At 68.7% G+C, this 10823-nt stretch carries 14 protein-coding genes, 2 tRNA genes and 1 pseudogene; 5 read left to right on the top strand and 12 right to left on the bottom strand.

Annotated elements, in window-relative coordinates:
• Positions 1–90 precede the first annotated feature (90 nt).
• A tRNA-Lys gene (locus PKH97_RS09120) sits at positions 91–166 on the bottom strand.
• A 100-nt stretch (positions 167–266) separates the two neighbouring features.
• Positions 267–890 (bottom strand): copper resistance CopC family protein, encoded by a 624-nt coding sequence (locus tag PKH97_RS09115; RefSeq protein ID WP_324387092.1) that lies wholly within the window; start codon positions 888–890, stop codon positions 267–269.
• Between the two features lie 71 nt (positions 891–961).
• Between PKH97_RS09115 and PKH97_RS09110 the strand changes: the two genes are divergently transcribed.
• Positions 962–1516 carry a YbaK/EbsC family protein gene (locus PKH97_RS09110; protein WP_324387091.1) on the top strand — a complete coding sequence of 185 codons (555 nt, stop codon included), beginning with the start codon at positions 962–964 and terminating at the stop codon, positions 1514–1516.
• 30 nt (positions 1517–1546) lie between these two features.
• On the opposite strand, the gene PKH97_RS09105 is transcribed toward PKH97_RS09110, so the two are convergent.
• From PKH97_RS09105 to bcp, 3 genes are read right to left on the bottom strand one after another with little or no spacing between them, the layout of a single operon-like run.
• Positions 1547–1843, bottom strand: coding sequence for a co-chaperone GroES (locus PKH97_RS09105; protein ID WP_324387093.1), 297 nt, complete (start codon positions 1841–1843; stop codon positions 1547–1549).
• A gap of 47 nt (positions 1844–1890) precedes the next feature.
• The gene (locus tag PKH97_RS09100) at positions 1891–2154 is read right to left on the bottom strand and encodes a DUF3618 domain-containing protein (RefSeq protein WP_324387090.1); all 264 of its coding nucleotides are present in this window, start codon (positions 2152–2154) and stop codon (positions 1891–1893) included.
• A 10-nt stretch (positions 2155–2164) separates the two neighbouring features.
• Positions 2165–2653: a thioredoxin-dependent thiol peroxidase gene (bcp, locus tag PKH97_RS09095; protein WP_324387089.1), complete on the bottom strand. Its 489-nt coding sequence runs from the start codon at positions 2651–2653 to the stop codon at positions 2165–2167.
• An 85-nt stretch (positions 2654–2738) separates the two neighbouring features.
• Between bcp and PKH97_RS09090 the strand changes: the two genes are divergently transcribed.
• A tRNA-Leu gene (locus PKH97_RS09090) sits at positions 2739–2820 on the top strand.
• A 97-nt stretch (positions 2821–2917) separates the two neighbouring features.
• Complete coding sequence (locus PKH97_RS09085) at positions 2918–3460, top strand: YceI family protein (RefSeq protein WP_324387088.1); 543 nt, start codon at positions 2918–2920, stop codon at positions 3458–3460.
• Positions 3461–3484: 24 nt separating this feature from the next.
• Here PKH97_RS09085 and rdgB read toward each other — a convergent pair whose 3' ends face one another.
• The 7 genes from rdgB to PKH97_RS09050 all read right to left on the bottom strand — a co-directional run bounded on the left by rdgB (position 3485) and on the right by PKH97_RS09050 (position 8774).
• Complete coding sequence (rdgB, locus tag PKH97_RS09080) at positions 3485–4126, bottom strand: RdgB/HAM1 family non-canonical purine NTP pyrophosphatase (protein ID WP_324387087.1); 642 nt, start codon at positions 4124–4126, stop codon at positions 3485–3487.
• On the bottom strand, positions 4123–4869 hold the full coding sequence (gene rph, locus PKH97_RS09075; RefSeq protein ID WP_324387086.1) for a ribonuclease PH: 747 nt from the start codon (positions 4867–4869) through the stop codon (positions 4123–4125). Before rph ends, rdgB begins: the two co-directional genes overlap by 4 nt.
• Positions 4866–5636: an MBL fold metallo-hydrolase gene (locus PKH97_RS09070; RefSeq protein ID WP_324387085.1), complete on the bottom strand. Its 771-nt coding sequence runs from the start codon at positions 5634–5636 to the stop codon at positions 4866–4868. The genes rph and PKH97_RS09070 overlap by 4 nt, the downstream gene beginning before the upstream one ends.
• Positions 5636–6454: a glutamate racemase gene (gene murI / locus PKH97_RS09065; protein WP_324387084.1), complete on the bottom strand. Its 819-nt coding sequence runs from the start codon at positions 6452–6454 to the stop codon at positions 5636–5638. Before murI ends, PKH97_RS09070 begins: the two co-directional genes overlap by 1 nt.
• Before the next feature lie 16 nt (positions 6455–6470).
• Positions 6471–7121, bottom strand: coding sequence for a DUF2017 domain-containing protein (locus PKH97_RS09060; protein WP_324387083.1), 651 nt, complete (start codon positions 7119–7121; stop codon positions 6471–6473).
• The gene (gene clpS / locus PKH97_RS09055; RefSeq protein WP_324387082.1) at positions 7121–7411 is read right to left on the bottom strand and encodes an ATP-dependent Clp protease adapter ClpS; all 291 of its coding nucleotides are present in this window, start codon (positions 7409–7411) and stop codon (positions 7121–7123) included. Before clpS ends, PKH97_RS09060 begins: the two co-directional genes overlap by 1 nt.
• 130 nt (positions 7412–7541) lie before the next feature.
• Entirely contained in the window at positions 7542–8774 is a 1233-nt protein-coding gene (locus PKH97_RS09050; protein ID WP_324387081.1) for a homogentisate 1,2-dioxygenase domain-containing protein, read from the bottom strand.
• 679 nt (positions 8775–9453) lie between these two features.
• On the opposite strand from PKH97_RS09050, the gene PKH97_RS09045 reads away from it, so the two are divergent.
• On the top strand, positions 9454–10530 hold the full coding sequence (locus PKH97_RS09045) for a DNA polymerase IV (protein WP_324387080.1): 1077 nt from the start codon (positions 9454–9456) through the stop codon (positions 10528–10530).
• A 111-nt stretch (positions 10531–10641) separates the two neighbouring features.
• Positions 10642–10823, top strand: a pseudogene (locus PKH97_RS09040) (hypothetical protein); the annotation flags it as partial.

Raw genomic sequence — 10823 nt, 5'->3', positions numbered from 1 at the left:
CGCGACATCCTGGACCACAACCAGGTGCTCTACCAGCTGAGCTACGCCCACCACGACTGTGTGCGCCGGCTGCCCCGGCTGCTGGGAAGTTGGTGCGCCATCAGGGACTCGAACCCCGAACCCGCTGATTAAGAGTCAGCTGCTCTGCCAATTGAGCTAATGGCGCGCGAGGGGAGACACTAGCATCCCGGCCCGGCGGGCGTGAAATCGGTTTGCCCGCGCATGTTCCCGGCCGGCGCACCCCGCCCCGACCGGCCGCGGCCCACTCAGCGTTGGGCGCGATAGCGCCAGCCGAGCACCCCGAAAGCGACGGCAACCCCCGCCAGGGCGAGGCCCAAGAGCCAACCGTTGATCCCGCCATCGCGGTCGGCGGACCCGTCGTCCGAAGCAGTTGTGGCCGGCGCGGCGACGGTAGCCGGGGACGTCGTGGCCGCAGGAGCCGTCGAGGAACTCGGAGCCCCGTTCGCCGTCGGCCCCGGAGCGGATTCTGGCTGCGTCGGCGCGGTGACGGCGTCCTCGGCGACCGTGAACGGGACCGCCCCGGAGACCGGGTGCCCGTCGGCGCTGATGACCTTGTAGGTCACGACATACGAGCCCGGGTGCAGCGTCGTGGCCAGCGCCTGCGTCACGGTTGGCCCCTCGGTGCTCGGCTTGCCCTCGGTCATCGACAGGCCTTCGCCGTCGACGACGCGCACCTGCGTCACCTCGGCTGCCAGGTCTTCGGTGAACGTCAGCCTGACCTCGGTCGGCAACTCGTGCAAGGTCGCGCCGGCCTTTGGCGAGCTGGAAACGAGGGCCGTATGCGCGCTCGCGGCCGTCCCCGGCACCACCACCAGGGCCGCGGTAGCGAGAGCGAGCACAGTGATGAGGAGACGACGCACGGCAGACACCGGCCTATTCTCCCCCGTCGCGCTGACTCCGGCGTCGTCGCGTCGCCCGGCGTGGCTCATAGGCTGACCCGGTGACCTTGCCCTCCTTCCCCGGCCTGACTTCCCTGCCCGCCGCCGACCGTCTCGACCTCGTGGCCGACCCGGTCGCCGAGGCGCTGCGAGCGCGCCCCGATCTCGCCGCCCGACTGGCGGTCGTGGAGATCGACCCCGACTTTGCCGACACCGAGGCGATGATCAGGGCCTTCAACCTCCCACTCCCCGCGAGCGCGAACTGCGTGGTGATCTCGGGCTCGCGTGCCGGTGAGGAGCGGATCGCCGCGTGCGTCGTCGCCGCCGACACCCGCGCCGATGTCAACAACCTCGCCAAACGCCGCCTCGACGTGCGCAAGGCGTCCTTCCACCCGATGCATCGCGCGGTCGCCGAGACCGGCATGGAGTACGGCGGCATCACGCCCGTCGGGCTGCCCGCGCATTGGCGCCTCTTTGTCGACGCCGCCCTGCTCAGGCAGGACGCCGTCATCCTCGGCAGCGGGCTGCGCCGCTCCAAGCTCCTCCTGCCCGGAGCCCTCCTCGCCGAACTGGCGGGAGCCGAGATGGTCGAGGGGCTGGGCTACCGCGCCGGGTGACAGCGCCGGCATACCGGCCGGTAGGCAGCGCTACAGATAGAGCCCGGTATGCCCGTCCTGCACCCGGGGAGCGGCGATCCCGTGCAGATCACGCTCGCGCAGGAGGATGTAGTCCTTGCCCTGCAACTCCACCTCCGCCCGCTCCTCGGGGTCGAAGAGCACCCGATCACCGAGTTCGATCTGCCGGGCATTGGGACCGGCGGCGACCACGGTGCCCCACGACAGCCGCCGCCCCACCGACGCCGTGGCCGGTATGACGATCCCCCCGCCCGAGCGGCGCTCGCCGGCCTCGCCCTCCACCGAGACGAGCAGCCGATCGTGCAGCATCCGGATCGGCAGCGTGCCGGCCGGCGTTGGGGCCGCCTTCGGCACGGTCAGGAGGCGCGGCGCCGCAGGATGCAGCGCACGATCAGCACGACGGCAAGCGCGGCAGCGACGGCAGCCAGCCGCTCGGTGCGCAGGTCACCCTCGGGGGTCTTGGTCGCGTCGGCGAATCGCAGCTTGGCGGCCTCGGTCTGCCGGGCGACGACGGCCTTCGGGGCCGCCTTGCTGGTCAGTTGGTCGATGGTCGAGGCGAGTCGCTCACGGCTGGCCGCGATCTCCGCCTGCAGTTGGGCGATCGACGGGTCGTTGCTCATTGGGGCCTCTCTAGCTGGTGGGGCCGGGCGCTGCGTCGAGCCCGAGGTCGCGCCGCAACTTGGCCACGTGGCCGGTTGCCTTGACGTTGTACCACGCGTGCGTGATCGTGCCCGCCTCGTCGAGGACGAAAGTCGAGCGGATCACGCCCTGGACGATCTTGCCGTAATTCTTCTTCTCCCCGAAGGCTCCCCACGCGGTGAGCATCGTTTTGTCCGGGTCGGAGAGCAGGGTGATGGTCAGGTTGTCGCGCTCGCGGAACTTCGCCAGCGCAGCGGGGCTGTCCGGCGAGACGCCGACGACGTCATAGCCGTGCGCCTGCAAGCGGTCTAGCGACTGCGTGAAATCGCACGCCTGCGTCGTGCAGCCAGGCGTCATCGCCTTCGGATAGGCATAGACGATCACCTTGCGCCCCCGGAAATCGCGAAGCGAAACCGCCGTGCCGTGGTCGTCGGTGAGCGTGAAGTCCGGGGCGTGCTCGCCCGGTTCGAGTCGGGTCACGTGCCCTCCAGGTCCGTATGCCGTTACCGACCGTCAACCTATCCCAGCCCGCCCGCGCACCCAACCCGAACTACAGTAGGCCCGCGCGCGAGTGGCGGAATTGGCAGACGCGCCAGATTTAGGTTCTGGTGCCTTCGGGTGTGCGGGTTCAAGTCCCGCCTCGCGCACGCCTGTCCTGACGTCCGACCCTGGTCGCGCAGGCCCGCGGATACGCATCGCCGACCCGGGTGCATCCCGCAGGGAGGAGCGCGGCACGATGGGGTCATGCCCATCCCCCCTGGCGACTATCAACTCGGGCCCGACAACGCCGCCCTCCTGCTGCATACGGGCACCGAGGGTCCGGCGGCCGCCATGGGCCACAACCTGAGCATCGAGGCCACGCAGTGGTCGGCCGACCTCACCGTGGGGGACGCCCTGAGCGAGTGCGCGCTGAGCGTTACCGCGAATCTGACCAGCCTGGTCGTCATCGACGGCCAGGGCGGCGCCAAACCGCTGACCGATGGCGACCGGGGCAAGATCCTGCAGAACGCCGCCAAAATCCTCCAGACCGGCGACCACCCACAGGTCGTCTTCACCAGCACGGGGATCAGCGGCGACTGGACTGAGGGCACGGTGCACGGCACGCTGTCGCTGCACGGCCGCACCGAGCCGCTTGACCTCCACCTCGACTCACCGGAGCCCGGTTGCTACCGTCTCGCGGGCGCGATCGCCCAGCACATTTTCGGCATCAAGCCGTATTCCGCGCTGATGGGCACCCTCAAACTGGCCGACGAGATCGGCATCGAGGTCACCATCCCCTTCGAGTGACGCTTGCGCGCTTAGGTAGGGCTCTCAGTTGGCGAGGCGCTCGCGCATAATTAACTCCATCGACCGAAAAGCGTTGCCGCGGTGCGAGATCGCGTTCTTCTCGGCGTCGGTGAACTCGGCCAGAGTCCGCGTTGGATCGGCATCGGGCACGAAGATCGGGTCGTAGCCGAAGCCATTGCTGCCCCGCGGCCCGTAGGCCAGCCTCCCCTCCACGCGGCCCTCGCAGGTCGCGATCTCCTCACCCGGGATCGCGAGGACGGCCGCGCACACGAACGCCGCGCCACGGTGCTGCGCGGGCACGTCCGCCAGCTGTTCGAGCAGCAGCGTGACATTGGCGCGGTCTTTGGCCGTGCGGGGCGCGGCGAGCCCGGCCCGCGTGCCCGACCACCGCGCGCTGAACACTCCAGGGCAGCCCCCGAGCACGCTGACCGCGAGACCCGAGTCGTCCGCGAGCGCCGGCAATCCCGTCGCGGCGGCGAGTGCCTCGGCCTTCAGCCGCGCGTTGCCGGCGAAGGTCACCTCGGTCTCGCGGACATCAGGGACGCCGGGAAAGGCTGCGGCAGAGACGATCTCGAGGTCGAGGTCGGCGACCACTTTGGCGAGGATCTGATTCAGCTCATAGACCTTGTGCTCATTGAGCGTGGCCAGGACCACTTGCCGGGTCATCGCACGCGCTCCCGCGCGGGCGCCTCAAGCGCGGCCCGCTGGAGCGCCGTCAACGCCGCGCAACCGGCTGTGGCCAGATCGAGCAGATCGCCGAGCAGCGCCCGGTCGAAGGGCTCCCCCTCGGCCGTGCCCTGCACCTCGACGAAGCGCCCGTCACCGGTCATGACGACATTCATGTCGGTCTCGGCCGTGGAGTCCTCGGGATAGTCGAGGTCTAGGACCGCCCCGCCCGCGACGACACCGACGCTCACCGCAGCCACCGACCCGGTCAGCGGGGCGGCCGAGGCGGGCAGCAGCCCGCGCGCCTTCGCCTCGGCGATGGCATCGGTCAGGGCGACATACGCGCCCGTCACCGATGCGGTCCGGGTGCCGCCGTCCGCCTGGAGTACATCGCAGTCGATGACGATCGTGTTCTCGCCCAAGGCTTTAGTGTCGATGATCGCGCGCAGTGAGCGCCCGACGAGGCGCGAGATCTCATGGGTGCGGCCGCCGACGCGGCCCTTGCGCGACTCCCGGTCGGAGCGGGTATTGGTCGAGCGGGGCAACATCTCGTATTCGGCAGTCACCCACCCGGTGCCCTTGCCCTTCAGCCAGCGCGGCACGCCCTCGGTGAAGGACGCGGCGCACAACACGCGCGTGCGCCCGAACTCCACGAGCACGCTCCCCTCGGCGTGGTCGAGCCAGTTGCGAGTGATCCGCACCTCGCGCAGTTGATCCGGTGTCCGTCCGTCGTGTCGCGTCACGACCCAAGATCGTATGTCGCTCCGAGGCGTGCGATTTCCACCTCCCCCGGCCAGACCTCCTCGGCCTCGGCACGGCATACGGCCGGGTCGTTCCAGGCGGGCAGGTGGGTGAGCATCAGCCGGCGCGCGCCGGCGGCGATCGCCGCCTCGGCAGCCCGGCGACCGGTCAGGTGGATGCCGCGGGTGTGGTCGCGTCCCTCCACGAAGGCGGCGTCCACGAGCATCAGGTCGCTCTCGCGAGCCAGGTCGAGCAGTCCGTCGCAGGAGTCGGTGTCACCCGAATACGTCAGGATGGCGCCGTCCGCCTCGATCCGGAAGCCGAAGGCCTCGACCGGATGCTCGACACTCCGGGCCGTGATCCGCAGCGGCCCGACCTCGACGGTGGCACCGTCGCTCAGTCGGCGGAAGTCGAACTGGGCATCCATACCGTCGTCCTCCAGACCCTCATACGCCTTGCGCATCCGGCCGCGCACCCCGGCCGGCCCATGGACCGCCAGCCGCTGCCCGGCTGCACCGTCGGGGTGGTACTTGCGGTAGACGTACATCCCCGTCAGGTCGATGCAGTGGTCCGGATGCAGGTGGGAGAGGAAGACCGCGTCGAGGGCCATTGGGTCCAGATGCCGCTGCAGGGTGCCGAACGACCCATTGCCCAGATCGAAGACGACCGAGTGTGTGCGGCCATCGTGCACGGCCTGGACGAGATAGCTCGACGCCGGCGAATGCGGCCCCGCGAACGAGCCGGCACACCCGAGCACCGTCAGTTTCATCAGACGCCCCCGAGCGCCGGCTGCGCGAGATTGCCGAAAACCTGCTCGACCTCCGGGCCGAGGAAGCGCCGGGCGAGACGCCGGAATTCCTCGGGGTCACCAGTCGTGGAAAACCCGTGCGTCGGGTCCGGAAGATCGTCGGGGCGCAGGGCATCCAGATCGGCGAGGGTGCGATAGACGTCCTTGGCCGTCTCCTCCGCCGAGGACACCAAGGTCACCCCTTCGCCCATGACATAGGAGATCACACCGGTCAGCAGCGGGTAGTGCGTGCATCCCAGCACCAATGTGTCGATATCCTTCTGCGCCAATGGATTCAGATATTCCCTAGCGACTGAGAGCAACTCCGGTCCGCCGGTGATCCCGGACTCGACGAACTCCACGAAGCGGGGGCACGCCTTGGACGAGACATCGATATCGGGCGCCGCCGCGAAGGCGTCGAGGTAGGCACGCGACTTGTGCGTGCCGGCCGTCGAGATCACGCCGACGCGGTTGTTGCGCGTCGCGCGCGCGGCCCGCCGCACGGCGGGCCGGATGACTTCGACGGTGGGCACGGCATACCGTTCGCGGGCGTCGTGGAGAACGGCCGCCGACGCCGTGTTGCAGGCGATGACGAGGATCTTCACGCCGTGATCGACGAGTCGGTCGAGGCACTCCAGCGCGAACTTGCGGGTCTCGGCGATCGGCCGCGGGCCATAGGGAGCGCGTGCGGTGTCCCCGAGATAGGCCACCGACTCGTGCGGCAATTGGTCCAGAACGGCGCGGGCGACGGTGAGGCCGCCGTATCCGGAATCGAAGATTCCGATCGGTGCGTCAGCCACAGTCGCCGAGCCTATTTCACCGACCGGCGCGGGGAAGCATGGACGTGGCGAGCGTCTCTTGCAGCCATGTCAGGAAGTCGTAGACGACGATCGCGTATGCCGCGGGGTCGTCCGGATCGGCCGCCTGCGCCACCGCGTCCAAGCGTCGCGCGTCCTCGTCGTCGCGCAGGCCCAGCCGGTCACCGACGACCAAGCGGACGTCGGTCAGGGCAACGAGGAAGGCCAAGGCGGTCGGGGCGTCGAGTTCGACCCGCTCGTCGACGGCGTGAGTCAGGGCGGCGATCGCCGTGCGAAGATTGTCGACTTTACGGCTGCGCAGCGTGGGCTCGGTCAGGCGGCGGAACTCGCGGGCGGCCTCGGCGTCGGTGCGATTGCCGGCCGGGAAGAGCCGGTCGAGGGCCGGGTCGCGGGGGTGCTCGGGCAGGCCACGTCCGCCCAGCCCGGCGGGCGAATCCGGGACGGTGACCGAGCCGAAGTCTGAGCCGAGCCCCGCGACGATGGCATCGAACTCATCGCCGCCGCCCGGTTGGGCCGAGTCCGCGGGCGGGCCGATCAGGGTGACCACCTGCTCGAAAAGCTGCACGAGGACCGCGCGTTCGGCCTGATCCAGGCGTGCGGCATACCGCAGGTCGGCGCCCTTGCCGCGAACCGTGAATGCGCGCGCCATCAGGCGTCCTTCTGGAAGGTCGCCCACAGCCCGTAACCCTGGAGGGCTTCGGTATGAATCTCCATCATTTCGCGCGGGCCGGTGGCCACCACGGCCTTGCCCTTGTGGTGCACATCGAGCATGAGGGCCTCTGCCTTATCGCGGGCATACCCGAAGTGCGTCTGGAAGACGAAGGTGACATAGGACATCAGGTTGACCGGGTCGTTCCAGACCAAGACGATCCACGGGACATCGAGCGCCTCGTCCGCGTCGGCAGAGACGATCTCCTGCTCGACCGGCGCAATGGACATTGACCCAGCTTAGGACGCCCCCGTGCCTAACTGCTGCTAGCAGATGTTAGGCGTCCTCCAACAGGTTCTGACAGGCCCGAGGACACCCAACCTGTGCTGAGTCACCCGCTCCTGTGCCGCCGTGGCCGGTTCAGTCGGTCGTTGTCGACCAGGACAGCAAATAGCGCCCGTCATCGCAGGCCAGGCCGCCCTCACCGAGCTCGAGAGGCTTGAAGGTGTCGACCATGACGGCGAGTTCGTCGAAATACTCAACGCCGATCGAGCGCTCCATCGCGCCCGGCTGCGGGCCGTGGGCGTGGCCGCCGGGATGCAGCGAGATCGAGCCCATGCCGATCCCCGAGCCCTTGCGCGCCTCGTAGTCGCCGTCGACATAGAACATGACTTCGTCGGAGTCGACATTCGAGTGGTAGTAGGGCACCGGGATCGACAGCGGGTGGTAGTCGACCTTGCGCGGCACGAAGTTGCAGATCACGAAGTTCCAGCCCTCGAAGACCTGATGCGCCGGCGGCGGCTGGTGCACGCGGCCGGTGATCGGCTCGTAGTCGCGGACGTTGAAGACATAGGGAAAGAGGCAGCCGTCCCAGCCGACCACATCGAGCACGTGGAAGGGGTGCGTATAGATGCTCCCCGCGATCCCGCCCGGTCCCGGTCCGCGGTGCTTGATGTAGACCTCGGTCACCTCGCCTGGATCGGCGCCGATGTCCTCGGCCAGGAGCGGGCCGTCCGGGACGCGCAGGTCACGCTCGCAGTAGGGCGCGTGTTCGAGCAGCTGCCCATAGCGCGACAGATAGCGCTTGGGCGGCGCGATATGGCTGTTGGCCTCGATGGCATAGGCGCGCAGAGACTCGCCGTCGGTGTCCTCGCTCGCGGGCTTCGGCAGCCACCGGTGGGTGGTGGCCCGCGGGATCATCACATAGTCACCACGCCCGACATCGAAGGCCCCAAAGACCGTCTCGACGCGGGCACTTCCGCGCTCGATATATACGCACTCGTCGCCGATCCCATTGCGGTAGAACGGGCTCGGCGCATCGGCAACGACATACGAGATACGCACGTCACTATTCCCGAGGATCAAGCGGCGACCGGTGACCGCGTCGATGCCGGAGTCGTCGGGCGCGAAGAGGTCGTGCAGTTTCAAGTGGAGTGGGCGCAGCGGGTGGTTGGGCGTGAGGGTCTGATCCGGCACCTCCCAGATCGCGGCGGCCGTCACGGTGCTGGGGATATTGCGGTGGTAGAGCAAGCTGGAGTCGGAAGAGAACCCCTCCTCTCCCATCAGCTCTTCGTAGTACAAGGCGCCCTGCGGGTCTCGATGCTGCGTATGCCGCTTGGGCGGCACGGCTCCCATGCGCTGGTAGTGCGCCATGTGAACACCTCTTCGTGAACGTGGCCGGGGGTCTCCCGCTCCTCTCACTGTATCCGTGGGCAAGCTGCCCGCCGAACCGCCAATTCCACCGACAAATCGCGCTAAGGCACCCGTCGCGCCCGACGGCCTTGCCGTGCATCTGCTCAGGGACCGGCCTACCCGCGCCGAAGCGGCAGGAACTCCTGCGCCGCCTCCGGCCACGCCGGAGCACACTCGCTGTTCGTATGGAGCACAAGGGGCCGCCACTGCGCCCTCGAAAGGCTGCCCGCCAGAATGGCCTCAGCCACCCAGCTCAAGAAGTCCGGGTCGCCGCCGAGTTTTCGCGTAAGGATAGGATCATTTGCCCAGTCGTTGGACCATGGATGCCCAGTCGTTGGACCATGGATTAGTCCGCGCTAAGCAGCCTTACCCGCTGAGCGACTGCACGGCATGGTCGTCGCATCATTAGACTTGGAGATAGAGCCGAACGGTATTCCGTTCCTATAAAGCGTGCTCCATCCTTCGCAACGACGACGAGCACGAGTTCTTCGCCCACGGCGACCATGGACCAAGAAGCACGGGACAAGAATACGGCGCCACCCCCCTCGGGATCTCGTGCACAACAGCCCCCTGGACACCCGGTCTCCCGGCAGACCGGCTAGGCACCGGACGCAGCCCCGCAAGCCGCGATGATGAGGACATGCCGGCCTGGGTCTTCCACCTCGACCTCGATCAGTTCATCGCGGCTGTCGAGATCCTGCGGCGCCCGGAACTCGCCGGGAAGCCGGTCATTGTCGGTGGGCGGGGTGATCCGAGCGAACGTGCGGTCGTCTCGACCGCCAGCTACGAGGCTCGCGCCTGCGGCGCTCATTCCGGTATGCCGTTGCGCCTGGCCGCGCGCAAATGTCCCGACGCGATCATCCTGCCCGTGGATCGCCCGGCGTATGACGCGGCCTCGTGGGAGGTCTTCGCCGCCGTCCGGGGCATGGGCTTGGTCGTCGAACCGCTGGGCTGGGACGAGGGCTTCATCGCCATCCCGGAGACCGACGACCCCGAGTCCGTCGCCAGGGAGATCCAGGCCACCGTCTTCACCGCCACTCGCCTGCACTGCTCGATCGGACTGGGCGACAACCGGATTCGCGCCAAGAATGCGACCGATTTCGGCAAGCCCCAGGGCACCTTCCAGCTCACGCGCGAGAACTGGATGACCGTCATGGGGCACCGCCCGGTCATCGAACTCTGGGGCGTCGGGACGCGGGTCTCCGCGCGGTTGGGAGCGCACGGCATACGGACGGTGGCCGAGTTGGCGAGTGCCGATGTGGACGCGCTGATCGCGGAGTTCGGACCGCGGATGGGCACCTGGTATGCCGCGCTCGGTCGCGGCGAAGGCTCCGCCGTCGTCGACGACACGCCCTGGGTGGCGCGCAGTCACTCGCGCGAGACGACGTATCAGGTCAACCTCGCGGCGCCCGAGGAGATTCGCGCCGCGATCGAGGTCCTCGTCGATCAGGTGCTCGCCGACTGCACCAAGGAAGGCCGGCCGGTCACCCGGGTCGGCCTGAAGGTGCGCTACGCCCCCTTCTTCACGGTCAACCGCTCCAAGAAGCTGCGCGCCCCGACCACCGACAAAGCCCCGGTGCTCGACGCCGTCCTCGCCCTCGTGGCCGGCATGGAGCCGGGCCGCGAAGTTCGGCTCCTTGGCGTGCGCGGCGAGATGGTGATGCCAGCGGAGCCGGACGACCCGGTCGAGCGCACCCCGACGCGCGGCCGAGTTTGAACGGGCCTTCGGAATACCGATCGAGTGGTCTGCGGCCCCGGACACGCCTGCCCGCGCCGGCCATCGGAGGCGATTGGTATTCCGACGGCACGCTCGGGCTATGTTGGCCGGGTGCCAGTGCTGCCGCGAGCTCTCTTCGCCGACCTCTTCGACGACGCTGCCGTCTTCCCACCGGGCAACAGCCCGCTCGATGCGGCGGTCGCCGGTCACCGTCGCCTGCGGCGCAGCCCGTATGCCGATCTGGTCGGCCCGCTCCTCCTCCCGCCCGCGTCGGTCGCTGCGGCCGCGGACCT

This window comes from Nostocoides sp. (genome assembly GCF_035343835.1).
Classification (GTDB): Bacteria; Actinomycetota; Actinomycetes; order Actinomycetales; family Dermatophilaceae; genus Nostocoides_A; species Nostocoides_A vanveenii.
Note: the sequence above shows the minus strand (reverse complement) of the source record. Positions and strands in the feature narration are given on the sequence as shown.